General features: G+C 34.0%; 17 protein-coding genes. 7 read left to right on the plus strand and 10 right to left on the minus strand.

Annotated features, from left to right (window positions below):
* Nucleotides 1–54 precede the first annotated feature (54 nt).
* Nucleotides 55–2673: a TonB-dependent receptor gene (locus NYQ10_RS00745; protein ID WP_436836301.1), complete on the plus strand. Its 2619-nt coding sequence runs from the start codon at nucleotides 55–57 to the stop codon at nucleotides 2671–2673.
* A gap of 4 nt (nucleotides 2674–2677) precedes the next feature.
* Nucleotides 2678–3517 carry a DUF4249 domain-containing protein gene (locus NYQ10_RS00750; protein ID WP_289878475.1) on the plus strand — a complete coding sequence of 280 codons (840 nt, stop codon included), beginning with the start codon at nucleotides 2678–2680 and terminating at the stop codon, nucleotides 3515–3517.
* Between the two features lie 78 nt (nucleotides 3518–3595).
* Here NYQ10_RS00750 and NYQ10_RS00755 read toward each other — a convergent pair whose 3' ends face one another.
* The 7 genes from NYQ10_RS00755 to NYQ10_RS00785 all read right to left on the minus strand — a co-directional run bounded on the left by NYQ10_RS00755 (nucleotide 3596) and on the right by NYQ10_RS00785 (nucleotide 18569).
* On the minus strand, nucleotides 3596–5401 hold the full coding sequence (locus NYQ10_RS00755; RefSeq protein WP_289878477.1) for a glycoside hydrolase family 2 protein: 1806 nt from the start codon (nucleotides 5399–5401) through the stop codon (nucleotides 3596–3598).
* Between the two features lie 256 nt (nucleotides 5402–5657).
* Nucleotides 5658–7076 (minus strand): hypothetical protein, encoded by a 1419-nt coding sequence (locus NYQ10_RS00760; protein WP_289878478.1) that lies wholly within the window; start codon nucleotides 7074–7076, stop codon nucleotides 5658–5660.
* Between the two features lie 184 nt (nucleotides 7077–7260).
* The gene (locus NYQ10_RS00765) at nucleotides 7261–8160 is read right to left on the minus strand and encodes a PKD domain-containing protein (protein WP_289878480.1); all 900 of its coding nucleotides are present in this window, start codon (nucleotides 8158–8160) and stop codon (nucleotides 7261–7263) included.
* 119 nt (nucleotides 8161–8279) lie between these two features.
* The gene (locus NYQ10_RS00770; RefSeq protein ID WP_289878481.1) at nucleotides 8280–9371 is read right to left on the minus strand and encodes an endo-1,4-beta-xylanase; all 1092 of its coding nucleotides are present in this window, start codon (nucleotides 9369–9371) and stop codon (nucleotides 8280–8282) included.
* A gap of 87 nt (nucleotides 9372–9458) precedes the next feature.
* Nucleotides 9459–11048 carry a RagB/SusD family nutrient uptake outer membrane protein gene (locus NYQ10_RS00775; protein ID WP_289878482.1) on the minus strand — a complete coding sequence of 530 codons (1590 nt, stop codon included), beginning with the start codon at nucleotides 11046–11048 and terminating at the stop codon, nucleotides 9459–9461.
* Nucleotides 11049–11092: 44 nt separating this feature from the next.
* Nucleotides 11093–14119, minus strand: coding sequence for a SusC/RagA family TonB-linked outer membrane protein (locus NYQ10_RS00780; protein ID WP_289878483.1), 3027 nt, complete (start codon nucleotides 14117–14119; stop codon nucleotides 11093–11095).
* Between the two features lie 325 nt (nucleotides 14120–14444).
* The gene (locus tag NYQ10_RS00785) at nucleotides 14445–18569 is read right to left on the minus strand and encodes a hybrid sensor histidine kinase/response regulator transcription factor (protein WP_289878484.1); all 4125 of its coding nucleotides are present in this window, start codon (nucleotides 18567–18569) and stop codon (nucleotides 14445–14447) included.
* Between the two features lie 320 nt (nucleotides 18570–18889).
* Here NYQ10_RS00785 and NYQ10_RS00790 point away from each other — a divergent pair, with 320 nt between their 5' ends.
* Nucleotides 18890–19438, plus strand: a complete 549-nt coding sequence (locus NYQ10_RS00790; RefSeq protein ID WP_289878485.1) for an REP-associated tyrosine transposase — start codon at nucleotides 18890–18892, stop codon at nucleotides 19436–19438.
* Between the two features lie 135 nt (nucleotides 19439–19573).
* On the opposite strand, the gene NYQ10_RS00795 is transcribed toward NYQ10_RS00790, so the two are convergent.
* The gene (locus NYQ10_RS00795) at nucleotides 19574–20179 is read right to left on the minus strand and encodes a phosphorylase family protein (RefSeq protein WP_289878486.1); all 606 of its coding nucleotides are present in this window, start codon (nucleotides 20177–20179) and stop codon (nucleotides 19574–19576) included.
* A 180-nt stretch (nucleotides 20180–20359) separates the two neighbouring features.
* Here NYQ10_RS00795 and NYQ10_RS00800 point away from each other — a divergent pair, with 180 nt between their 5' ends.
* From NYQ10_RS00800 to NYQ10_RS00815, 4 genes are all read left to right on the plus strand, one after another.
* Entirely contained in the window at nucleotides 20360–20923 is a 564-nt protein-coding gene (locus tag NYQ10_RS00800) for a DUF6642 family protein (protein WP_289878487.1), read from the plus strand.
* 2 nt (nucleotides 20924–20925) lie between these two features.
* A complete protein-coding gene (locus NYQ10_RS00805; RefSeq protein ID WP_289878488.1) occupies nucleotides 20926–21846 on the plus strand; it encodes an AraC family transcriptional regulator in 921 nt (306 codons plus the stop codon).
* Nucleotides 21847–21916: 70 nt separating this feature from the next.
* A complete protein-coding gene (locus NYQ10_RS00810) occupies nucleotides 21917–22117 on the plus strand; it encodes a hypothetical protein (RefSeq protein WP_289878489.1) in 201 nt (66 codons plus the stop codon).
* Nucleotides 22118–22138: 21 nt separating this feature from the next.
* Complete coding sequence (locus NYQ10_RS00815) at nucleotides 22139–22711, plus strand: pentapeptide repeat-containing protein (RefSeq protein ID WP_289878490.1); 573 nt, start codon at nucleotides 22139–22141, stop codon at nucleotides 22709–22711.
* A gap of 128 nt (nucleotides 22712–22839) precedes the next feature.
* On the opposite strand, the gene NYQ10_RS00820 is transcribed toward NYQ10_RS00815, so the two are convergent.
* Both NYQ10_RS00820 and NYQ10_RS00825 read right to left on the minus strand, forming a co-directional pair.
* Nucleotides 22840–24408, minus strand: a complete 1569-nt coding sequence (locus NYQ10_RS00820; protein WP_289878491.1) for a DUF5123 domain-containing protein — start codon at nucleotides 24406–24408, stop codon at nucleotides 22840–22842.
* Nucleotides 24409–24444: 36 nt separating this feature from the next.
* Nucleotides 24445–26226 carry a RagB/SusD family nutrient uptake outer membrane protein gene (locus NYQ10_RS00825; protein ID WP_289878492.1) on the minus strand — a complete coding sequence of 594 codons (1782 nt, stop codon included), beginning with the start codon at nucleotides 26224–26226 and terminating at the stop codon, nucleotides 24445–24447.
* Nucleotides 26227–26238 lie beyond the last annotated feature (12 nt).

Genomic DNA, 26238 nt, shown 5'->3' on the forward strand with positions numbered 1-26238 from the left:
TCAGGATAACACGAGGTTATTCCATTTAATAATAATTCAAAAATACAAAATTTCATGAAGCATATAATTTCAGCATGCTTTTTTTTACTCAGTTTATCTATGACTGCGCAAAAGGTCACGGTAACTGTAGATCAAAATGTAACTTTAAAAGATTTTTTTAAGCAGATCGAAAATCAGTCTGATTATAAATTTGCCTTTACGGAGCAATTCGATACTAGCAAAAAATATTTTACCAAAAAAAGCACTTTTAAGCAAATCGAAGTCGAAAAGCTTATTGCGGAATTAAACAAAACTGCATCTGTACAATTTTCTATAGTAGGCAACAATATTTTTGTAAAACAGAAATCTCAATCTCAAAAAGCAACTAAAAAAAAAAGCAAGCTAAAGGGACAGATTTTTGACAATGAAAGACAACCTGTTATTGGTGCCAATGTTTTTATTAAAGAATTGGAAGCCGGCACGATAACAGATCTTAACGGAAAATATAGCTTTGAAATTCCAAACGGAACTTACACTCTTACAATAAGTTATGTTGGCTCTAAAAATCAGGAAAAACAAATTACCGTTTCTGATGATGTAACGATGAATTTCAGCATAGAATCTGACAGCCAGCAATTGGGAGAAGTTATTGTAATGAACAATAAAGCTACTGATATCAAAACTACTCAAATGAGTGTTAACAAGCTTTCGATGCAGGAAATCAAAAAAATTCCTGTTGCAATGGGAGAACCAGATCCGTTGAAATCGATTCTAACTCTGCCTGGAGTTACCAACGCCGGAGAAGCTTCTTCTGGTTTTAACGTTCGAGGCGGAGCTGCAGATCAGAATTTAATTCTTTTAGATGGCGCGCCAGTTTATGCAGATTCGCATATGTTTGGTTTTTTCTCGATTTTCAATGCTGACATTGTCAATGGTTTAGATTTATATAAAGGTGGAATTCCGTCTAAATTCGGCGGGCGTGTTTCTTCTGTTTTGGATGTAGCACAACAAACTGGAGATTTTCAAGATTATAAAGTAAATGGTGGAATCGGAATTATTTCGAGCCGCCTTTTGGTTCAAGGACCAATACAGAAAGAGAAAAGTTCGTTCATCCTTTCCGGACGTACTTCGTATGCGCATTTGTTCATGAAACTGGCGGACAATAACAACTCCGCCATGTTTTATGATTTGAACGCTAAATTAAATTTCCGTTTTGATGCCAATAATACGTTATCGTTTTCTGGTTATTTTGGAAATGATTTGTTTGATATAAACGACCGTTTTGCGAGTACTTACGGAAGCACAATGGGAATTTTAAGCTGGAAACATAAATTTTCTAATAGTTTAAATAGCAATTTATCTGCTTTTTATAGCGATTATAGATTTAATCTTGAAATTCCGATTGAAAGCTTTAAATGGGACAGCAATATTCAGAGTTACGGTTTGAAATACAATTGGAATTATCAGAAAACTGAAAAATTTAAAATCAATTACGGTATCGACGGTTTGTATTATAATTTTAATCCAGGAGTTGTTGCTCCTACTGCTTCAGATTCTCAGTTTAATTACAAACAACTGGATAAAAAATATGCTCTAGAAGCTTCTGCTTTTATTGATTTTGAAAATCAGATTACAGAAAAACTGAATTTCCGTTACGGACTTCGTTATAGTTCTTTTTATCGTTTCGGACCTGAACCAATTAGTACTTACGAAAATGGTCAGGCAGTTGTATACAATCCTTTATATAAAATTTACGAAGAAGGAACGCCGACCGGGACAATCAATTATAAAAAAGGACAAGCAATTAGTACTTTTAATAATTTAGAACCTAGAGCTGCTTTGTCTTATGCTTTTAATGACGAAACTTCTATAAAAGCGAGTTACAATAGAATGGCGCAATACATTCATATTTTAGCCAATACGCAATCTCCGTTACCAATGAGCATCTGGACTCCAAGCGGACCTTTTACAAAACCTCAGCTTTTAGATCAGTATGCAATGGGTTATTTCAGAAATTTCAAAGACGGAGATTACTCTTTAGAAACCGAATTATTTTATAAAAATGTCCAAAATCGTATTGATTATATTGACGGAGCTGATGTTCTGGCTAACAATAATATTGAACAAGTAATCTTGAACGGAAAAGCGAGATCGTACGGAATGGAATTATTATTTAGAAAAAACGTTGGTGTTTTCACAGGATGGATTTCGTACACTCTATCTCGCGCTGAGCAAAAAACTCCAGGAAGAACAGCTGAAGAACCAGGCATTGCAAATGGCAATTGGTATTTATCAGGATATGACAAATTGCATAATTTAAGCGTTGTTGGAAGTTATGAATTAAATCCGAAATGGTCTTTTAATGGAAATTTCACTTTGCAATCTGGTCAACCTGTGACTTACGCAAATGGGTATTATGAAATGGGAGGCATTCATGTTCCGAATTATTCATTGAGAAATGAAAACCGTTTACCGCTTTTCCACCATTTAGATCTTGCCGCGACTTATACTCCAAAACCAGACAAAAAGAAAGGCTGGCAAAGCTATTGGGTTTTCAGTCTTTACAATGTTTACAACAGAAAAAATGCTGCTTCAGTAAGTTTTACAACTAATGAAGATACAGGAGCAAACGAAACCAGAAGACTTTCTATTTTCGGAATTGTTCCTGGAGTTTCTTATAATTTTAAATTTTAATGCTATGAATAAATTGAAAAAAAATATGGTAATGAATAAAGCGCTGGCATTAATAAGTCTTCTTTTTGTTTTTTCTTTTGCTTCATGCGAAGATGTTGTAAATCTTGATTTAGAAACAGGAGAAACGAAACTTGTAGTCGATGCCGAAATTTTATGGAAAAAAGGAACAGCTGGAAACGAACAAACAATCAAAATAAGTAAAACGGCTCCTTATTACAGCGGTTCAACACCAAAAGTTTCTGGCGCACAAGTTAGAGTAGAAAACAGTAATGGAGATGTTTTTACTTTTAACGAAACTGAAGCTGGAGTTTACAAATGCAATAATTTTGTTCCCGTTATCAACATGGATTATAAATTATTTATTGATGCCGAAGGACAAAGTTACACGGCAACAGAAAAGCTAACAGCTTCTACTCCAATTAACAAGATAGAGCAGAAAATTGTTCCAGATTTTGGCGGTGAAGATGTAATCGAATTGACTTTTTATTACAATGATCCAGCAGATCAAATCAATTTTTATGTAACCGATTATCAAAGTGAATTTTTGATTTACCCAGAATACGAAATCACAAATGATGATTTTTATAACGGAAATGAAATCAGCACAAGGTTTTCTCATGAAGACATGAAAGCTGGAAATACCGTAAAAATTACACATAGAGGCGTTTCTAAAAACTTTTTTAATTATTGGAAATTAATCTTAGAAGCTTCAAGCTCAAATCCTTTTCAGGTTCCGCCTGGAAATATTAGAGGAAATATTATAAATTCTACCAATGCTAATAATACAGCTTTTGGTTATTTCAGACTTTGCGAAGCCGATCAGGTTGATTATTTGGTGAAGTAAAAAAGAAAACCCTTAAACAACAATACCGTTTAAGGGTTTTCTTTTTTATATTAACAATTCATAATTTACAATTGACAATTAATTTCCATATTCTTTTTCTTTCTGCGCATACCAATCTCTCATCACATAAAAAGCTTTCTTTTTAATTCCTTGATCTGAAATTAAACCTTTACGGTTAAAGAAATCCTGAATGTTTGGCAACTGTCTTCTTGGTGATCTAAAGTCGACTAAAATCCAAGGTGAAACTCCCGCTAAACCTTCAATTCTGTTGAACATTTGCGTATTTTGAATGTATAATTCTTCTTGATATTCTTCGTTCCAGCGTTCTTTTTTATCTCCGTGAAGACCTTGTAAAGCTTCGCCACCAAATTCGCTAATAATAACGGGTTTGTTATACGGAATAACCCATTGCATGTCTTTGCAAGATTCGTTTGTTCCTCTGTACCAGCCTAAATATTGGTTGAAACTTACAATGTCTACATATTCATTCATATTATCATGCAGCGTATTGACATTGTTCGGACTTTTGGTTACTTCCATCGCCATACTAATCAAACGAGAATTGTCTTGCGTACGGGCGTATTTTGCCAATTTGCTTAAGAAAATATCCCTTTCGTCGCTGTGCGGCGTTTCATTGGCGATTGACCAAATTACGATTCCGCAGCGGTTTTTATCCCTGTAAATCATGTCGTGCAATTGGCGTTCTGCATTTGCGTAGGTATCTGGATTTGTCCAAGAAATGGTCCAATAAACTGGAACTTCAGACCAAATCATAATTCCCATTTTTTCGGCTTGTCTGACCATATTTTCGTTGTGCGGATAATGCGCCAGACGAACATAATTACAGCCTAATTCTTTTGCCCAGTTCAATAAAGTAATTGCATCGTCTTCAGACCAGCCTCTTCCTGATCTGAAAGGTGCTTCTTCGTGAATACTGATTCCGCGTAAAAATACTTTTTTTCCGTTTAGCAGAATTTCTTTTCCTTTGGCTTCAATAGTTCTGAAACCAATTTTATCGACAATATTTTCATCTGCTTTAGCAATTACAACATCATACAGTTTTGGCTTTTCTGGCGTCCATAAAATTGGATTCGCTTTAATTTCAAAATACGCCATTCCTTTTGAGTCTGTTGTAACGCTTTTTTTGATTTTCAGTTCTGGAATAGAAACCGAAACCGATTGATTGGCACTTTCATTATTCAATTTTATCCAGCCAGAAATTTTCCCTTTTTCTTTTTTATCCAATTGAACCAAATAATCTTCAATATACGTATTCGGAACTTGCGCCAAAGTAACATCTCTTGTGATTCCGCCGTAATTCCACCAATCCATGTTTACCGTTGGCACATTGTCTTTATGGCGTTTGTTATCTGCTTTTACTACAACGAAGTTATTTCCATCGACTAATAAATCGGTAACATCAAAGTTGAAAGGCGTATAACCGCCAACGTGAGTTCCTGCCAATTTTCCGTTTACATAAACTTTCGCATCGTAATTAACGGCTCCAAAATGTAGAATTCCTTTTGTTTTAGCATCTTTTTTATAATTGAAGTCTTTTTGAAACCAAACCGTTCCTTCGTAAAAAAACAATCTTTCGTCTTTCGAATTCCAATCAGACGGAATATCCATTGTGGCAGAAGTAGCGAAATTATATTCGGTTAAATCTGTGGTATTCCATTTTTTATTTTCGAAAAATCCATTGTTTTTAAAAGGCATTAAACGGTAATCGTAATATCCATTTTCTAACGGATCTACAATATAACTCCATTTTCCGTTTAAAGTAATATTGTTTCGGGCTGCAATATTTGTAACTAACGGAACTTCCTGTGCCATCATTTTTCCCATAAGCAGAAAAGTACAACACAGCATTACAATTTTTTTCATAGTTTTTATTTTTAATTATATAGGGTCTAATTAATTTAAACTTTTCTTTTTTTAAGTTATTTTAATCTGTTCTTCACGACGATAACCACAATCTTGTCATTTCGACGAAGGAGAAATCTTCGATGCTGAATCGACAAAGAGTGGAAATCCTTTTGAGGAGCTATTTGCGAAGATTTCTCCTTCGTCGAAATGACAATATCATGGATAGTATTTTGAGGTTGAGCTGATTTTAGTTCCTTTTATCTAAAAACAATAATTACATTTTATCAAAATAACGAGTCAGTTCGTAAGCATTATCATTAATCACTTTCATTTCTTTTAATAAAGGCAAATACGGTTCGAAATTGCTATTTACAATTCCTTTGTTTGAATCTCGGTTGGAATAATCGGTGCTTAAATCCTGTGGATCATTATCCATATATTTGAACCAATGCCAACCGACCGAGTTTTTGTTTTTAAGCAAATCCAATGTAAAGTTCTGATAGAAAAGTCCTCTCTCTTTTTGCGTTCGAACAAGCCATCCTGCACCAGTATTGTTTGGCAAACCAGAATCTTCACCTTTTGTATACCATTCTGTAATTAAAAATGGTTTTCCTGACCATTCGCCCCAATTGTTCATTAAATCCTGACTTGGTTCCCATTTTCTGTAATGATTGATCGAAATGATATCCATGTACCTTCCCGCCACTTTAAAAATCTCAGGATTAGTCAATTCTTGCTCTTTATCCTGATTGAAACGACATCCCAAATACAGATGATTTGGATCTGCTTTTCTAAGTGCTTCGGTTACTTTCTTCATGTAAGTTTCAAAATAAAATGCTGTAAATGCCATTCTATCTTCCTGATTAACATCAGATAATGATGCATTAAATCCTTTTCTTTCGTCTAACCAAGCTTTTGCAGCAATATACCCCTGCTCATCTTTGGCCAATAAAGTTAAATGTTTATCTAATGCGTCATTATACCAAGGAAGCTCATTATCAGTAAAATAACCCATCAAATACTTATCATTTTTGTATTGAGAAACTTCTTCTACCGCTTTTTGGACATAAGAATCAAATTCTTTATCGAAAACCATTACTAAATCGAAACGGTAATTTTGCCAGCTGGCTTGTTTATATTTTCCACCATATTTTTTAATATGATCTGAATGATACATTCCCATTGGCGAAATAATTACGGTATAAACCAGCGGATTTTCTGCATTTCGAACCAAATCAACATTTGACCACGCTCCTACGCCATTGAATCCGTTGTCGCGCAATAGTTTAGATTCTTGTTTTACCCAATTTTCTTTGCTTCCGTATTTTTTATCAAATGCTTTCTGCTGATTTACAGAACGTCCGGCATTAAAAACAGCAATTCCTTTATAAATAAAAGGATAACCTTCTGGATCAATTATCCACCATCTATTGTCTATTTTTTCGGTTCTAAAAAATCCCGTTGCTTCTTTTTGCCAAATTTTGGAACCCCCGAAAATCGAACTCGGCGACTCCTTTTTTATTTTAAATCCAGGCAATTTATCAATGGTTTTCGCATCATAAGCGACCCATTTCGGGTCTAAAGCATTTTGTCTTGCTTCAACTTTTTGGTATGTAATTTTATTCTGTGCATTCAACGATATTAGGCTTGTAAAACAGAACAATGTGCAAATAGAATGTTTCTTTAAATTCATTTTTAATTGTTTTTGAGAGGAAATATTGTCTCTAATTTTAACACATAGAAACATAGCTTTACTTTGAGGATAAAGGCGTTTCACTAGTTTAAATTCACATAGCGTATCTATGTTTTAGAAACTAGTTTCTTTTTACATTCTTTTTCAAGTTTAAAAAATCTATGTTTCTATGTGTTTAGAAAAATTATTTAGATAAATAGATATGATCGATATCGAAAGAGTAATTATTTAATGCTCTAACATCTTCTGGATCGACACTTCTTAAAACCAAAATATCTTTGATTTTTGTTAAATCTAAAGCCGCATTTTGTTTTTTGTAATCAGCAATCGGAATTTTAACCATGTTCCAGCTTCCGTCTCTTTTTAATCCGTAAAGGTTACTTGTAGCATCAAATTCTACATAACCCGTATTGGTTGCGTCTTTCATTCTGAATCTGATTTTTCCAGTACTTGTAGTTCTTACCGCCAAATTCAGGTACGTGTAAGATGAAATATCTGTAAAATTTACAAACTGTAAAATTGCCATTGCCCATTTTGCTTCTGCTGCCGGCGGTGTCGCTGGAAGAGTGAAGTTTCTATAAGCATTTTCATAACCTTCAGTTGCCACTTCTTTGATTACAAACTGATTACTTGAAACCCAATTTAAAACAGGCGCTGTTTTAGTAAAATCAGGATTTTCAGAGTAAATTTTTAAAGCATCGGCTGGAATAACAATTGGCGGAGTTGGCGGTGCTTCAACCACAACTGTAAAAGTTTTCTTTTGAACTGTATTATCAACATGCGTTATTTCTAGAGTTGTTGTAAAAGTTCCCGCTTTGGTATATTTTACTTCAACAACTGGTTCGATAGAAGCTCCAGGAGAACCGCCTTGAAAGGTCCATTTTATAGCTCTAATTTTTGTTGACGAATCGGTATACGTAACTGTTTCTCCGCCTTTAATAGCAGTATTGGTTGAAGTTGCTTCTATAGTTCCTTTTTTATAAAGATATACTTCGCGTACATCATCCTCGCAGGAAAATAAAACGGCAATAAGTACAAAAAATAAATATTTTAATTTTGATATATAATTTAGTTTTATGGTCATGATTTCAATGTTTTTGGTTAATTTTTTTTGAAGAGAGTAATAGATGCAAGAAGCAAGAGGAAAGACTTCTTATCTTGTTTCTTATTTCTTGCTTCTTGCCTCTTTCTTCTACACCTCTCTTACTTCAATCCATCTAAAAATCCTTGGTAAGCTGGCTTTTTATTGTAATCAGCATCTAATAGCAAAGGATATTCTTTTGAGTGCCAGAAGCTTGTCAACCACGTATATTTATCGGTTACACCCCAAGTTGAAATGGCAAATTTTTGAGTTTGAGGCAATTCTTCATACATCGATGTAATGTATTTGTAGGTTTCAGATTGTTTTTGAGCTTCGGCATCATTAAAAACATACGAATCTGATTTTGCTGTATTTACCTTGATATCTAATTCTGAAATGTGAATTAGCAATCCTGTCGAAGCCATATCGGTAAAACCCGTCTTCATCGTCTGTCTGTTGGTATCTGTTGCGTAATGAAACTGATCTCCAATACCATCAATCGGCACTCCGTTAGCTTTAAATCTGGTTACCATTTTTTTGATGGAAGCTCTTTTTCCTGCGTCTAAAACTACGCTGTAATCATTGTAAAATAATTTCGCATCTGGATCTGCTGCTTTTGCATAACGGAAACATCTTCCATAAAATCCGATTGGATCTTTAAATAAAGAATTAATTACGGTTTCATTTCGCATTGCACCGCCATCGGCAAAAACTTCGTTTACAACATCCCAGCTTTTTACTTTGCCTTTGTAACGTCCTACAACATCTGTAATGTAAACTTTGACTTTCGATTCGAAAGCAATTGAATCGTATTTGGCATTTTTAAACCATTCTGGAAAAGAATCGTACCAAACCAAAGTATGTCCGTGAACTTCTAATTTATTATCCTGCGCAAAACCAACTAGATAATCGGCTGCGGTATAATTGTAAGCTGTTGAAGAAGTCCAGATACTTGCCATTTTCATTTCGAATTCGGCTGTAATCTGACTGTAATGTTTTAAAACTGCATTTTTAAAATTGGCTTCATTTTGCAAATCTCTCATTTTGACTGCAGCTCCAATTTTAAATTTTGCTTTTTCCTTTAAAGTCTGCGTAATCGGATTTGGATTTCCTGAATCGCCTTCTTCAGCATTAATAAAAACCACTTTTTCGTCGTTGCTGCAAGAAGCAAACATCAAAGCGGTTAATGCTCCTAAAATATATTGTTTTATCATCGTGTTAATTTTTAATAGATCTGGAAATCAAAACCAAAAAAGATTTCCAGATCGGTTGTTACAAAAAACGTATTCTAAAAAAACTAATTAATAACCAACGTTAAATCCTGCAGGTTTTCCCATCAAATCGATTTGAGATTGCGGAATTGGCATGTTTACCATTACAGGAGTCATTTTCAATTGCACTTCACCAGAAATAGTTCCAGATGGACTTGAACGGAAATACAAATTCTGTCTTTCTACCAGAAGTCCTAATCTTTTTAGTAAAAACCATCTGTTATTTTCAAAAGCTAATTCTCTTGCAGATTCATCTAAATAATTATTTAAAGTCCAAGCTGTTAAATCGTAAGTTGTTACCGTGCTTTCAGGATTTCCTGTGTAACCTCTTCTTCTTACTTTATTTAAATAAGCCAATGCTTTTCCGTCATTACCTAAATTATGGTACGCTTCAGATGCCAATAGATAAGTTTCAGCCAATCTGTAATACATATAATCTTTATAACTGTTTGAAGTCATTGGCAATTTTTCGGTATCGTGATATTTTTTCAAACTCCAATGCCAAGCTCTGTAATTTCCGTTTGGAGCTGCAATTGCTGGATTAGTTATAGGTTGTCCAAATTTTGGATTTCCCGGAACATTGATTTTATAATCTTGATAATTATCAGAATAATAATAGGTTTTGAATCTTAAATCGTTAGTCTGATCGTAAAGTGATTTCAGGTAATTGTTTGGATAAAACCATCCCAAAGCCTGACCTCCGTAAGCAACATCTTGAATCAATTCGCTTGTATTTAATTCATAAGTTCTATGTGTAAAAACACTACTCAACCAAGAACCACCGCCACCAGCTAAGTCGTCGCTTGGTCCTAACAAAAAGTCTTTTTGATAGGTAAAAAGAGATTCTTTATGATTTCCGTTTTGTCCCCAAACGTCAATAAGATTTACTAAACCATGAGTTCCGTCATTAATAATAGCATCAAATTGTGCCGCTGCTCCAGCCCAATCTTGTTGCCACAAAGCACTTTTTCCGCGAATGTGTCTTGCAACACCTTGTCCGTAACGTCCTGGATCTACTTTGAACGGAAGATTTGCAATTGCATAATCCAAATCGCTATCAATCAATTTGTAAACATCGGCATCGCTTGCAACTTTATATTCTACAGGATCGTTGATGTTTTGTGGAGTTGTTGGAATCGTATCAATTAGAATTCCACCATACATTTGTTTTAAATCCAAATACAATTCACCTCTAATTACACGAGCCTGTGCAACTAATCTTTTTTTCGCAGCTTCGTCCATTTGTATTGATCTTGCAGCTGTAATAATTGCCGAACATCTGTCGATAATTTTATAGCCTTGAATCCATTTTGAACCTGTAAAAGCTTGCGGATTATGCCCCGTTCCATAAGGCGTATTCCAAGTTCTGTGCAAACCTAAATCGGTTGCTACCATAAAGAATACATTCGCCCACAAATCGTTATTATCTCCAGATGGTAAATTATAAAAACGCATCTGATTGTAAAGTGCATTTACTCCAACTTCTAAACCTGCTGGAGAATTGTAGATATAATCTACAGATACTTGATCTTTTACAGTTTCTTCTAGAAATTCTTCGCATGAAGTAAGTCCCAAAGAAAGTCCGAAAACCAAAAGAAATAGAAAATTTATATTTTTCATGATCTTGTTATTTTTTATTTTATTGAATGTCTCAAACTGTGTTATTAAAAACCTACTTGTAAGCCAATAACACAAGTAACAGGTTCTGGATAATCGTAAACTTCTTTTTCTGGACTATACGATTGATAATCTGTAAGTGTAACCAAATTACTTCCTGTAACATAAAGTCTCATATTGGTCAATCCTAAAGATTTAAGCGTGTTTTCTGGGAATTTAAATCCAACTGAAACGTTTTGTAAACGAATGTATGATGCATCTTGAAGTCCTAAAGTATTGATGTACGGCGGATCATTTCCATCTCTTGGTCTCGGCCAATTTCCTCCTGGGTTTTCTGGTGTCCAATAATTTTGTTTGATACCGTTTTTCACTCCTCTTAAAGATCCTCCTCTTACATAATCATATAAAAATGGATTATCTCTTGTAATTCCTTGAACTGTATAAATATCTGCCGAGAAATCAAATTGTTTGTATTCTAAAGCCAAAGAGAAAGTTCCGAACCAATCTGGCATTTTTGAAGTGATAACTCTGTCTTGATCTGGATTTGGATTAGCACCATTTGACGGATCTGCATCATATAATTTAATGTCTCCAGGATATAAAGTTGTTCCTGTTACAAGCGGAATATTTTCTCCTTCCTGATAAATTCCAACTGCTTTATAGCGATAGTAAACATCAATTGGTTTTCCGATGAACCATAAGTTTCCAACAGCATCATCTTCTCTTCCATCTCCATCTGCATCTTTTCCGTAAATACTCACAATGCTGTTTTTGTTTTTAGTGAAAGTTGCGCCAAGATTCAATCTAAAATCTTTCTTTTTAATTAAATCACCGTTTAAAGTAACCTCCAAACCTTTGTTGTTTACTTTTCCGATATTCGAAAGTTTCAAGGTATAACCTGTATTCGCATTTAAAGTCTCATAAATCAATAAATCTGAAGTATCTGTATTATAAACCTCAACAGTTCCCGTTAATCTGTTTTTAAACAAACCGAAATCTGCTGCAAGGTTCAATTGCGTAGAAGTTTCCCATTTTAAATCTGGATTTGACAATTGTGTTCCTGGCACATATCCCGAAACTTTTACACCGTTGATAATATAATCTCTTTGTGTAGCTGTTGCCATACTTTGATATGGATCTTTTGGCTGATTTCCCACTTTACCATAACTCGCTCTTAATTTTAAATTGCTCAAAACAGGAACGTGTTCTTTCATGAATTCTTCGTTAGAAACATTCCATGCCGCGTTAACCGCTGGAAAGAATCCCCACTTATTATTGGTTCCGAATACAGAAGATCCATCAGCTCTTCCTGAAACTGTAAAGTAATATTTGTTATCAAAATCATATTCTAATTTTCCTGCGAAAGAAACTAACGATCTTTCATTTCCTCCAATTTCGGGAGTATTTAAGAAAGCACTTTCTAAACCATAAATTCCAAGAATATCACTCGGAATTCTGCTTGCCGAATTTCTGAAGTCATTATATTCTGACGAAGTAATCTCATAAACTCCAGTTACGTTAAAATGATTTTTTTCGGCAACATTTAAATTATAATGCAAAATATTACTCAATTGATATTCTACATTATCCTGAAAACGGATAAAACCACTTCCTTGTCCTGAATTGGCAATTCCAGAAAGAGATTTTGAAGAATTAAAAGACATCGCTTTGAAATTCCAAGATCTGCGGCTGGCATTCATTTTATAAGTAAAACCTTTTGCAAGATTGATATCTAGAAATATGTTCATGATATCGTTACGATTCAACTCGTTTGTAGTCGTTTCATAAACATCAATAAGCGGATTTGGTGTTTCTTGAATTCCTCCAGGCAAATAACGGAAAGAACCGTCTGGATTATAAACCTCTCCTAATGGTGATGTATTAATGGCATTGTTTAAAATGTTCCCAACATTTGGACGATTTGATTCTGAATACTGAAGCGAAACATTCATTCCGATTTTTAGCCAATCTGTAACTCTTTGGTCCACATTTACTCTCATCGCAACTTTATCATAATCTGAGTTTGGAACAACTCCCGAAGTATTAATGTAGTTGATACTTGAAAATATACTCGTTTTATCAGTTCCAGAAGAAACACTTAAACTGTGGTTATTCGTTACACCGGTTCTTAAAACCAATTTTTCCCAATCAATATATTTTCCAGATTGAATAGATTGCAATTCTAGTGGAGTAAAAACTTGATCGTCTGGTCTGTAAACTCCTCCATTGCTCGTTCTGTAAGCTTCTCTTTTAAGCTGTGCAAATTCTTCTCCGCTATAAACATCAAAGTTTCTGTTTACTGTTTGAACTCCAGAAAAACCATTATAAGAGATTTTTGCTTTTCCTGTTTTTCCTCTTTTCGTAGTAATCAAAATAACTCCGTTTGAGGCTCTTGCTCCATAAATAGATTGTGCAGCGGCATCTTTTAGAATTTCTAACGAAGCAATATCATTCGCATTAATATCATTAATATTTCCGATTACGATTCCGTCTGCGATTACGATTGGTTCGTTACTTCCGTTAATGGATTTTTTTCCTCGAATTTGGATTGAAGACGAACTTCCTGGTCCACCATCATTTAAGCTTACTTGAACTCCCGCAGCTTTTCCACGAAGCATTTCTCCAACATCAGAAGTGGCTACTTTTGTTAAATCGCCTGGTTTTACCGAAGCCACAGAACTGATTACGTCACTTTTCTTTTTCGTGCCGTAACCTACCACTACTATCTCATCAAGTGCTTGAGAACTTTCTTTAAGAACTACTTTTAGATTTTTCTTGTTTTCGATATCAACAGACACTTCGTCCATTCCGATAAAAGAAAAAACTAATATGCTTTTTGGAGCTGTATTAATACTGAAGTTACCGTCAAAATCGGTTTGAGTTCCTTTTGTGCTTCCTTTTACGTGGACATTTACGCCTGGCAAAGGCAGTCCTTTAGTATCTACTACTTTTCCGCTAACGGCGTTTTCCTGTGCTTGCATATTCGTGGACAATATGCACATCAAAAGAATCAAAACTAGTTTTAGATAATTTCCACCAAGAAAAAGCATCTTTTCGGGTTTGTTGTTTTTCATTGTAAATTGGTTTGGTTAGTTAATTAATAAATCGTGTGATTACATTGCAAAAGTGCTTAATTAAAGGCGTCTGCAAGGGAGGGTGTTATTCGTATTTAGGGGTGTGAACATTTTTCTTTGAGGATTTTATATTATTTAAAGCATTAAAAAATGGTATTCGTAATAAAAAACTTAATTTTTATCAGACAGTTAATTTCTTAGCTTTATAAAAATTTAACCGCAAAGAACGCAAGGAAAGAAAACGCAAAGTCCGCAAAGTTTATTAAATAACCTTGCGGACTTTGCGAAAAATCTTTGTGCACTTTGCGGTTAAATAATCTAAAAGTTAATTCACCTGAGAACTTTTATAATCGCTTGGAGAAAGATTGTAGAATTTCTTAAACTCTTTGCTGAAATGTTTTCGATCATTAAAACCAACCATATACGTTACTTCAGAAACAGAAAAACTCGTATTGGCTAAAAGACTGGCGGCTTTCTTCAATCGCATATTTTTGATGAAACCTGCAACTGAATGATTAGTCAAAGTTTGGACTTTTTTATAAAGTACGGTTCTACTCATTCCGATTTCGTTAACCAAATCGTTTACATCAAAATCCGTATTATCGAGATTGTTTTCGATAATATGCGTTAGTTTTTTTAGAAAGATTCCTTCGGGTGTGTTTATGTTTTCTTCTTCAACCGCCGCAATGAAACCTTCTCCATATTTCTGACGCATGATTTCTTTAGCTGAAAGCAAATTAGCAATCGTCAGTTTTAATTCTTCAATACTAAAAGGTTTCGAAATATAAGAATCTGCTCCAGTCGAAAGTCCTTCAATTCTATTTAAAGTAGACGATTTTGCCGTCAATAAAATAACTGGAATATGATTCGTGTTTAGACTTGTTTTTAAAATTTTACACAATTCAAAACCATCCATTTCTGGCATCATGACATCGCTGACAATTAGATCTGGAATTTCAGAATCCATATATTCTAAGGCATTTAAGCCATTTGTGAATTTTAAAACACGATAATCGGCATGAAGTACATCAAAAATAAACGACAAAACTTCTTCATTATCATCAATAACCAAAATGGTCTTTTTATCGCTATTGTCTTCTAAATATTCTGGCTCATAAATGTCAATTTCTGTTTTTACATCAGAAATCGGATTGGCATTTTCATTAATAGAAATCGCATTTTCGACAATTTGAGATTTTTTAAAATGCTCTTTTCCTTTCTTTAATTTGATGGTGAAAATGGTATTAAAGTTCGGATCTTCTTCCGTCTGCACTTTTATTTCTCCGTGATGCAATTCGACAATACTTTTACTCAAAGCCAAACCAATTCCACTTCCCAAATTGGCGCTTCCGCGATCGTCCAACTGGAAAAAGTTTTTGAAAATCTTCTTTTTACGATTATCTGGAATTCCGATTCCGTTATCTTTTACTTTAATTTCGATACAATCAGAATTGTCTTTTTGCTCCACCGCCAAAGTAATTTTACCGCCTTTGCTTGTAAATTTAAAAGCATTCGAAAGCAGATTGTAAATCACTTTTTCCATCTGATTTTTATCGAAATAAATCAAAGCCGTATTGATATTTAAAACGAATTTGTAATCGATTTTTTTCTCAACGGCAATTCCGCGAAACGATTCATAAATATCAAAACAGAAAGAAACAATGTCTTGTTGTTCACAATAGATTTTCATACTTCCTTTTTCGGCTTTTCTAAAATCCATTAATTCATTGACCAATTTCAATAATCGATCAGAATTGCTTTTTATGGTTTTTAATTTATGTTCGAAATTCGAATTCTTTTCGGCGCTGTTTAAAAGTTCTTCAACCGGTCCGCTAATTAAAGTCAGCGGCGTTCTGATTTCGTGCGAAACATTGGTAAAGAAATCCAGCTTCATTTTATACAATTCTTCCTGTCTTTCTTTTTCTACTTGTTCCAAATAATACGCTTGTTTTAATAATTCTCTATTTCTAAAAAATCGGAACAATAAAACCGAAGCACCAGCCAATAATGCCAAATAAAATAAATAAGCCCACCAAGTTTTCCACCACGGCGGCAACATGATAATTTTTAAGGTTTTAATAGTCGGATTCCATTCTCCTCCCCCATTTGAAGTTTTTATTTTTAGCGTATAAGTTCCCGAATTCAAATTGGTCAAGTTGATATAATGCTGCGAACCAATAACATGCCATTCGTCTTTATTAAACGAGCTTTCTAGTTTATACGCGTATTCATTTTTTTCTGGTGAAATAAAATTCATCGCGCTGAATTCTAAACCAATATATCCTTGGTCGTGTTTTAAAGTGATTTCAGTAGTTTCGCTGATACGTTTTTCTAAAGAAACTTCCTTGTTTTCTGGTCTAATTTCTTCATTATTAACAATCAGCTTTGTTAAAACAATTGGCAATTTATCTTCCGTTTTAATCAATTTTGAAGGATTGAAAACGATTAATCCATTTGAACAGCCAAAAACAAGTTCTTTTGCATTTAAATTTGAACTGCAATTATTTGAGAATTGTTTCACTTTCAATCCGTCTTTCGAAGAAAAAGAAGTAATCTCAAAATCCTTAATATTAAAAACTGCTTTTACGTTTTTAGTTTTAATTTTATAAAGCAGATTATTATCGCTAATCCAGATATTTCCTTGGGCATCTTCCGAAATGCTTTTGATGGTTTCGTCTGTAAAACCCATAGATCGGTTGATTTCAAAAAAGCGTCCTTTCTTTTCATCAAAAAGATTCACGCCGCCGCTTTCGGCGCCGACCCAAAATCTGTTTTTAGAATCGGTAAACATGACCGTCAAACTATTATTTGACAAACCGCTTTTTGGACCCGCTTTGAAAACTCTTGTAACTTGTTTTAGCTTTTTATCAAAATAATTTAAACCATATTGTGTGGCAATCCAAAGTCCGTCTTTTCGCTTTACGATATCGGTAATAAAATTATCGCTAAGTGAGTTTGAAGAACCGTCTGCCATGTAAATTTCTACAGTTCCGTCTGGCATTACTTTCTTTAATCCGTTTCCGTTTGTTCCAACCCATAAATCTTCATTATCCATTAATAAAGACGTAATCGGACGTTCTCTTTCTTTAGAATCCTTTCGCGAAAGCGAGATAAATTGAAACGATTTACTGCTTTTATTAAATTTGAATAATCCGTTGAAAGTCCCGCAAAACAAATTCTGCTCATTCTGATTTACTAAAGCCGTTATCATGTTTACGCTTTTATCAGAATCATAACCTTGAACAAAATACGAAGCGCTTTTATTATTTTTAAAATCCAGATAATTTAAACCGCCGCCGTTTGTTCCAACCCAAACTGAACCGTCATTTTCTCTTGAAACAGCGTTTACCGTTGCGTTATTTAATCCGAAATTTGGTCGAACAACTTCTCTTACATTAACAAAATTGGTATTTGTTTTTTGAAAAAAGTTGACTCCGCCTCCGTTTGTTCCGATCCAAATATCGTTGTGGCGATCTTTCAAAAAGCATTTTACATCATCGTCAGAAAGGCTGTAATTCTGCAACGGATTATGTCCATATTTACTAAATTCGTTTCTATCTTTTTTGTAGACACACAAACCATTTTTTGTGGCAAACCAAATTGTATTGGTGTCGACAGTAACAATATCATTTACCCAATTTGAAGATAAACTGTTTCGATTATTAGCATTAAGCACAAAATTGGTTACGGTATTTTTGTCGACATCAAAACGAAAAACGCCATTTGCTTCAGTTCCAAACCATAAATCGCCATTTTTTTCTTTTACAACTTTCCAGATTTTAGATTTAAGTAAAGCATCGTTTTCGGCAAGAGCTTTTGGCAATGCTTTTTTTGAACCATTTTTAGGATCAAAACATTCTAAACCTTTAGAAGTTCCGACCAAAACGCCGTAATTTTTATCATAAAACAAAGACAAAACCCTGCTTTTTCTGAAAGGAGAATTATGATCATTGGAGATTTCTTCTAATAAAAATTTCTGTTTGTTTAGTTTTTTGATTCCGCCAAAAGTTCCAATCCAGATTCTGTTTTGATCGTCTTGAATTATGGATGAAATATAGTTTCGTCCGCCTTTTATTTTTTGAATATCAATTCGTAAAAAACTTCTTTCGTTTTTATTAAAAAGATTCAGTCCGTTATTAGTTCCAATCCAGATTTGTCTTTCGCTATCTTCCAAAATCACATTCACATGATTATTGCTGATGCTGTTTAGAATGTCTTTATTATAAACATATCTCAAAAAATTGTAGCCGTCATAACTGATCAAACCATTTGCAGTCCCGATCCAAATAAAACCTTTTTGAGTCTGATGAATGCTCGAAATCATACTTTGCGAAAAACTCGTATCGTAATTGATATGATCGAAATACAAGTCAGATTCTTGCGCCTTTGAATTTAAGGGAAGAAAAAGAAATAAGATAAAACTTAAAAAGTAGCTTCTAACGTACTGCATAAAGGAAATGGAATAAAGCCCGAAATAATTAATTGTGATAAACCTATGAAAAAAATCAATCGATTGCGGTGCAAAATAGGCTTTATTCTGAAAAAAGAAGAGGGAGTTTTTTCTTTTTATGGGGTGTAGATGTACTTTATTACAACTATTTTTACTCGATCACGTAAATATCTCTCCGTAATGATAGCGCGGATTTGCAATCCGTGCCCGCAAAGTGATTTCTTCAAAACCTATGAATATAAAGTAAAAATTTCCTAACGCTAGCGCGAGCGTCCCGCTCGTGAACGCAAAGTATTTCTTACATTAGCAAAAAAAACATAATGAGCCGAAAATATAAATTTTGGGAAAAAACTGGAGCATATTTTATAAGTTTTGCAACAGTTTATTGGATAGACGTTTTTACGCGTGAGGAGTATTTTGGAAATATTATTGAATCATTAGATTATTGCAGAAAAAATAAAGGAATGGAGATTTATGGATATTGTATAATGCCAAGTCATATTCATTTAATTTTTAGATCTGAAAAAGGAGATCCTTCTGGGCTTATAAGAGATTTTAAGGGTTTTACTTCTAAAAAAATACTCAAAGCAATTGAAGAAAATCCGCAAGAAAGCAGAAAAAAATGGATGTTATGGATGTTTGAAAAAGCAGGAAATAAAAACAGCAATGTAAAATTCAGGCAATTTTGGCAACAGCATAATATGCCGATTGAAATTTGGTCATTAAAAGTTTTCGAACAAAAACTGAATTATATTCATAATAATCCATTAGAAACTGGTTTTGTTACTAATCCTGTCGATTGGAAATATAGTTCTGCAAGAAATTATGGAGATAATGATCATACTATTTTACAAATTGATGTTAATTAATATGCTGTGTGTGCACGAGCGAGACGCTCGCGCTAGCGAATGTAACTATCATGATGTAGATTTTCCTGCTAGCGCGAGCGTCCCGCTCGTGAATACAAAGTAAATTTATAAACTTAATAAAAAAACCACTTCAAACTAAGAAATAGCTTCAGTTTCCTCAATCAAACCTAAAATTTTACCATAAGCAATCGCCGCTTTATGAACCTGAACCGACCAATCTTCTGCGGCATTATCATCGGCGCCATCAGAAATATATTTTAAACTCAAAAACGGAATATTTTCTTTCATAGCAATCATGGCTAAAGCGTAGGCTTCCATGTCTACAACATTATACGCGTCTGAACAATGTCCCATTTCGAAGTTATCGCCTGTTCCGCAGATTCCTTCTTGGAGATTATCCATCAATAAACCATATTCTAAAACTGGCGGTAATCCAGAAAGTGGCGTTTCAAATTGTGCAAACCCTAAACCGCGAACATCCATATCTCTTTGTACAAATTTCGTACAGCAAATTACGTCGCCTTTTTGAAAACAGCTGCTTCCCGCCGATCCTAAATTTACAATTACTGCTGGTTTTTTCTTTTGAACTGCTTTTGATAATTCGTAAGCCGCATTTACTTTTCCTATTCCGGTAAATAAAACGTTTTGTCCTTTAAAAACTTCTGCTGCTTCAGATTCTAGAGCAAAACAGAATAATATATCTTCAATAGCAAAAGATGCTGTTTGGTTAATTTGTATCATGCGTAATTTATTTTCGGTTTACAAAAATACGCTTTAAAATTTACGTGACTCTAACCTAAATTTAAAATCTAAAAAACACGTTAAAGTCTGTTTTCTATGCTGAATTTTGTTTCAGAAAAAATACTTTTGTTAAAATCAAAAAGAAGAATTTCAATCCTTAAAACCAGAAAGAAAAATTGCATGGATAATGAAAAATTTATTTTCTGCCTTGAAGGCGTTCGAGATATAGACGATCATAACCCAACTCATGTGGTTAAATGTCTGGAAGAATTGGCAATTGACCAAGGTATTTCTAGCATTCATAAAACGTGCGATACTATTGAAGGTTTAGAAGAAAGTTTAAATATTTTGCTTTATGAAGATCATAATTTTAAAGATTATGAAATCATTTATTTAGCTATGCCTGGACAGCAAAATAATATTTGTCTTCATGATTATTATTACAGCCTAGAAGAAATTGCCGAACTATTTGAAGGTAAAATGAAAGGTAAAATCATTCATTTTGCTAATCTTAAAGTTTTAGATTTGAATGAAGAAGAGGCACAATATTTCTTAGATATTACCGGAGCCAGAGCGATTTCTGGTTATGGTTCGACTTATAATAAAATTGCCAGTTGCAGTACAATTGACAAAGCATTTTTTAGTTTGTATCAGGAAAATGACAATCTTTTTGAGGTTGTCGAAGATCTGTATGCCAAACATTATAATTTATGCAAATTGCTCGATTTTAGATTATATTATTAAGGATGAAATCAAAGTCAGCTGAAAAAATAAAAACGTATGAAGCAAAAGGTTTCCGAGAAAAATTTCTGGGAGAAGACAATCCTATTCATTTACTTTTCAAATCCAATTCGGATCATTTTTTCTGTCTTGAAATCGAAGCGGTTATGCATATGCAACATCCAGTTCCGCCTTCTAAACATTCTTGCCATACCTTAATTTTTATTTCTTCTGGTCAGCACGTTATGAAAATGGGCGATCAGGAATATATTACGACCGATAATCAAATGATTATGGTTCCTGCTGGTCAGATTTTCTCACTTGATAATGTAAATAATATTCATAACGGTTATATCTGTCAGTTTCATCCCGACGTTTTAATTAGAAAATATGGAAGTCGCGAACTTCTGAATGATTTTGATTTTTTGAAAATTTCTGGAAATCCAAAAATCGAATTGGCTCCAGAAGATATTGGCGCTATTACGAATATTTTGGAACGATTGAAAAAGGAATATTCTGAAACTGCCTTTACGGATTTAAATATTGTACAATCGTACCTGATTACGCTGTTTTACGAAATGAATAAAAATGCTGTAAAAACTTCTAAAAGTATTTCGGCGGCAGAAGTAATTACTGGAAAATTTAAAGAACTTATTCACGATCAAATCAAAGCCCAGCATCAAGTAAATTATTATTCTTCTTTATTAAACATCACTCCCAACCATTTAAACAAATGTGTAAAGACTGTTACAGGAAAAACTGCCGTAAAATGGATTGATGACAGCATATTATTAGAAGCCAAATATTTACTGTATCAAACCACGCTTTCTGTTGGCGAAATAGCCACGCAAGTAGGCTTTGAAGATCAATCTTACTTTAGTCGTTTTTTTAAAAAAGCAGAAGGAATTTCGCCTATTCGATATCGGAAATTGATTGATAAGTCCTAATTATTGATTACAGAATCCTAACAAATAGGTTGTCTTTTTTCAGAAATTTGTGTCCTCAAAAATGCAAATTATGATTTATGTTTTTAAAACTTCCGTTGATAGCCAAACCAAATTTGAGTCGGCTTCTGCATATCTAGATCAATTGTTACCAGAATCTCAGTGGAATTTTGATCTTGAAGATTGCGACAATATTTTAAGAGTAGACAGCGAATTAAACGTTGCTGAATTACTTCAAAACAATACCATTTTCGATTGTATCGAATTAGAATAAACTTATACGCCTTTAACTTTTATGGAATCCAAATTATACCAAAATCGAACTTTTGAAACCATTGATTATTCGGAACAAAATTTAGCTAATACCGAATTTGTGAACTGCGAATTCATCAATTGCAATTTTTCTAAAAGCGATTTGAGTAACAACGATTTTCTAGATTGCAGTTTCAAAAACTGTAATCTTTCTTTGGCTGTTTTACGAAATACAGGTTTAAAGAATATCAAATTCATCGGCTGTAAATTGATGGGATTGGATTTTAGCGCTTGCAATAGTTTTTTATTTTCAATGAATTTTGATGATTGTCTTTTGGATTATTCTACTTTCATTTATAAAAAACTAAAGAAAACCAACTTTACAGACTGTTCCTTAAAAGAAACTGACTTCTCGAATACGGATTTATCTCTGGCTATTTTTAAAAATTGTGATCTTTCTAGTGCCACTTTCGTGGAAAGTGTTTTAGAAAAAACAGATTTCAGAACGTCTCGAAATTATGCTTTTGATCCATCAGAAAATAAGATTAAAGGAACTAAAGTTTCGCACACAGCGCTTGCGGGTTTATTGCAAAAATTTGATTTATCGATTGAATAGTTATTTCAGTCGCGGTTTTCAGTCACAGTAAACTGCAAACCGTGACTGAATACTGCGACTAAAAAAAAAGCGGAATACAAACTTAATTGTATTCCGCGTTTCCTATTTATTAACCATGAATTTTTATTTTATCTCCAACGTGGATCTCCAATTTTATTATCAATCATTGTTTGATTTTTGATTGTGAAATCTCCTCCCGCAGGATTTGTAAATTGAGGATCTGCTGTTGTACCAGAAGCATCAATTTTGTTCGCCGCAATTGTAGCATCCATAAAACTTGGAGCACCAGAGTAATAGTTTTTACTAAATGTTGGCATTGTTGTTCCAGACTGATTTGTATAAATTGCTGTTGTAGATGTAATCAACGTATTTCTTACAATAGACGCGTTAGAAACAAAACGAACATATAGAATTCTTTTTGGTGCAACAGTATTAGAAACTTGATAAAGTGTACAGCTGTCAATTAAAACATTTGTAGTTAATCCAGTTCCAGTTAATCCAGTTCCAGCATCTACTCTAACAAAATCACGTCCAGTTGAACAAGTATCAAATGTGCTGTTCTTAATTACAATATCAGCAACATATGTAAGTCTAAAATCAATAAAATCAGCACTTGCAGTTGTATTTACGTTTTTCACGATAGTATTTTCAACTGTAAATGATTTTACTTTTGCTAAACTTGCGTTTCCATACACTAATGCTTTTGCAACATCATGAACTTTACAGCCACTAATTAATACATCTCCAAAAATAGCACTTGCACCAGTAAACGTAATTAAACCATTTGATACTGCTGCCGGATCTGTTAATCCCGTTCCGTCAAGATCTAAATCAATTAATGAGAAATTACTAGCTCCTGCACCAAGTACAAAATTAAGTTTTACAAGCGGTTTGCTGTAACTTCTTAAACCTCTTAAAGTGATTGATTTATTTAATGTTACAATACCACTTTGTGCAGTATAATCTCCTTGTTCTAAGACAAGAACTGCACCTGAAGCCGCATCATTAATTTTCTGAATCAAGTTATCTGTCGTTTTCACTAAAATACCATTTCCGATGTCAATAGCAGTTGTAAAAGCTTTATTTCCTCTTTTCTTTGTTCCGTTAAATAAATCTGCTGTATACGACGTTTCACCTGTTAATCCGGTTACAACCGCGATACCGCTAGCTTTTTCTGCTGGAGTAATCACATGTGTAATCGCCCCTGGATTAACCACAATTTGTGTTACATTACTGTTAGGAGTCCATCTTAAAGTAACTTGTTTAGCTTCAATATCTCCATCAACAGAAGCAAGAAATATTTGCTCTGCTAAAGTCGTTGCAGTTATAACTGACCATTTTGAATCTTCTAAACCTGGAGTAACCGCTTTTACTCTAATTGAGTATGTTGTTTCTCCTTCTAAAGCAACTCTTATAGGTAATTGATTTGCGGTAACATTTACTGTTTTAAAAATGGTTTTAAATTCTGGATCATCTGCACTAAATTCTACTACATAATTATTTTCTCCTTCTTTAACAGTCCAATTTAATTCTACTGTGGTCTGACTTCTAATTATAGCCGTAAGTCCGATTGGCGAAAACTCTCTTGTATTGCCTAAACCATCTAATAATTCCTCATTATAACTTTCGCAGCTCGAAATTGAAAAAGCAAGCAGTAATGTGGCAATTAATCCTCTTACTATATATTTTGTTTTCATTTTTATAATAATTTATAAATTAATATTTCTAAGATTTTAATAACCGTAATCGTTGGTTAATTTTCCATTACTTCCGTCGATAAAAACTTGCCAGATAGGCCAGAATTGTCTGTTATCTGGGTTAACTCCAGCTTTGTACAACGAAGCAATCTTAGTATCAATTAAATTATTCCAAGCAACAGCAGTGTAATCTGCCCCAGGATTTGCTGTTTCGCCTCTGTTTAATCCGTAGATATCTAGAGATACGTTATCTGCTTTAAATTTGTAATATAATGTTGCAGGCACATCGGCATATTCGCCTGTGTGAGCAGCAAGATTTGTCATTTTTTGTTTAGCTTCATCTAATTTAGCTTTAAGCAAATTCCAACGAATAAGCGCTTGCTTACGCTCCATTTCTCCCGTAAATTCAAATTTATTCTCGTCAACAAGAGCTTTAAACATTGCATCTTTGCTTGTTAAAGCATTTACGTAGTTTTCTACTTTTACAGGCTGATCTGCTGCAGCAAATGCTCTTCTACGGATTTCTTTCAAATAAGGCATTGCAGATGATGGTCCTTCTAATTCGTTTGCTGCCTCAGCTGCAATTAAAAGTACCTCAGCGTAACGCATATAAATTTTATTTACTCCATCATCATTTGTAGATGTCACGTAACGAGTCATCCACTCATAACGATATTTACCAAAATACCAAGTATTTAAAGCCCCTAATTCTTGTTTTGCAATATTATTTACAGCTGTACCATATTTATAAGGCACACAAGTTACATCTCTACGAGTATCTGCTCTATCATAATCGTAGAAAACAAAAGGAAGTGGTCCTGCAGTTCCTCCACGATTAGCTCCATTGCCTTGAAACTGGTCAATAGAAGTATGGCGAACAGCAAAACTAAACAACATTCTACCTCTACCATCTGCAAAAGGAAGTTCCCAAAGTGATTCTCCTCCAGCAGTAGTAATTTCTTGATTGTATTTTTTCCAGAAAGTCTCAAAAGAAGATTCTAATTTTGCTTTACCGCTTGAAATTACAGAACGAGCTTCAGACAAAGCCAAAGCGTACATATTGGCAACAGAAAGTTCTGGATCTGTACTTCTTCTGATACCATCAGGATATTGTTGAAATCCGCTTGCTGCTAAAGCTAAACGTGCACGGAATCCTTTTACAAAAGCTTTATTAATTCTTTCTACAGAATTTGTTGCAGCCGTTTCGTTTGGCCAAGGAACCAATGTTGAAGCTTCTCCAAGATCTGCTATTATTTGTTTGTAAACTACATCACGGCTAGATTTTGCTATGTATAATGTTTCTGTGCTAATTGGCTCAAAACGAGCTGGAACATCTCCCCAAGCTTTAATTAAATCTGCATAATAAATGGCTCTTAATGTCAAGGCTTCTCCTAAAAGATAGCCTAGATCTGTTCCCGGACGCGGATCTCCGTATTTACGCAAACCACGAATACATATATTGGCACGTTCAATTCCAGAATACATCATTGCCCAAGCATTGTTTGTAGTATTCATTTGTCCGTTAATTGCTTTCGCATCGTACACACATAAATCGGCTGCATCTCCAGCAGTTTGCGATGTATTGTACCATTCAACATCTGTGTTTAATCCGTAAAAAGGTAAAAAACGACCTCTATAAGAGTTAGTTTCAGCAAATGGAACTTTAATTCCATCTATCGCTCCTGCAGCCAATCCTGCCGTAGAAAAAATCACTGATTCATCTAAAGTTGATTTTGCTGGAGCATCTAAGTAATCGTCTTGACAAGAAGTAAATAGACCTGCTAAAATAATTCCTGCTATTAATATTTTATGTTTCATCTTGATCATTAT

Origin of the sequence: Flavobacterium johnsoniae, assembly GCF_030388325.1 — a bacterium.
In the GTDB taxonomy this organism is placed as follows: Bacteria; Bacteroidota; Bacteroidia; order Flavobacteriales; family Flavobacteriaceae; genus Flavobacterium; species Flavobacterium johnsoniae_C.

Bases quoted from the DNA above. Each gene is read 5' to 3' on its own strand.
- NYQ10_RS00770 (WP_289878481.1), bottom strand. From the start codon at position 9,371: ATGATAAAACAATATATTTTAGGAGCATTAACCGCTTTGATGTTTGCT.
- NYQ10_RS00810 (WP_289878489.1), top strand. From the start codon at position 21,917: ATGATTTATGTTTTTAAAACTTCCGTTGATAGCCAAACCAAATTTGAG.
- NYQ10_RS00805 (WP_289878488.1), top strand. From the start codon at position 20,926: ATGAAATCAAAGTCAGCTGAAAAAATAAAAACGTATGAAGCAAAAGGT.
- NYQ10_RS00800 (WP_289878487.1), top strand. From the start codon at position 20,360: ATGGATAATGAAAAATTTATTTTCTGCCTTGAAGGCGTTCGAGATATA.
- NYQ10_RS00765 (WP_289878480.1), bottom strand. From the start codon at position 8,160: ATGACCATAAAACTAAATTATATATCAAAATTAAAATATTTATTTTTT.
- NYQ10_RS00785 (WP_289878484.1), bottom strand. From the start codon at position 18,569: ATGCAGTACGTTAGAAGCTACTTTTTAAGTTTTATCTTATTTCTTTTT.
- NYQ10_RS00750 (WP_289878475.1), top strand. From the start codon at position 2,678: ATGAATAAATTGAAAAAAAATATGGTAATGAATAAAGCGCTGGCATTA.
- NYQ10_RS00790 (WP_289878485.1), top strand. From the start codon at position 18,890: ATGAGCCGAAAATATAAATTTTGGGAAAAAACTGGAGCATATTTTATA.
- NYQ10_RS00760 (WP_289878478.1), bottom strand. From the start codon at position 7,076: ATGAATTTAAAGAAACATTCTATTTGCACATTGTTCTGTTTTACAAGC.
- NYQ10_RS00820 (WP_289878491.1), bottom strand. From the start codon at position 24,408: ATGAAAACAAAATATATAGTAAGAGGATTAATTGCCACATTACTGCTT.
- NYQ10_RS00775 (WP_289878482.1), bottom strand. From the start codon at position 11,048: ATGAAAAATATAAATTTTCTATTTCTTTTGGTTTTCGGACTTTCTTTG.
- NYQ10_RS00825 (WP_289878492.1), bottom strand. From the start codon at position 26,226: ATGAAACATAAAATATTAATAGCAGGAATTATTTTAGCAGGTCTATTT.
- NYQ10_RS00745 (WP_436836301.1), top strand. From the start codon at position 55: ATGAAGCATATAATTTCAGCATGCTTTTTTTTACTCAGTTTATCTATG.
- NYQ10_RS00815 (WP_289878490.1), top strand. From the start codon at position 22,139: ATGGAATCCAAATTATACCAAAATCGAACTTTTGAAACCATTGATTAT.
- NYQ10_RS00780 (WP_289878483.1), bottom strand. From the start codon at position 14,119: ATGAAAAACAACAAACCCGAAAAGATGCTTTTTCTTGGTGGAAATTAT.
- NYQ10_RS00795 (WP_289878486.1), bottom strand. From the start codon at position 20,179: ATGATACAAATTAACCAAACAGCATCTTTTGCTATTGAAGATATATTA.
- NYQ10_RS00755 (WP_289878477.1), bottom strand. From the start codon at position 5,401: ATGAAAAAAATTGTAATGCTGTGTTGTACTTTTCTGCTTATGGGAAAA.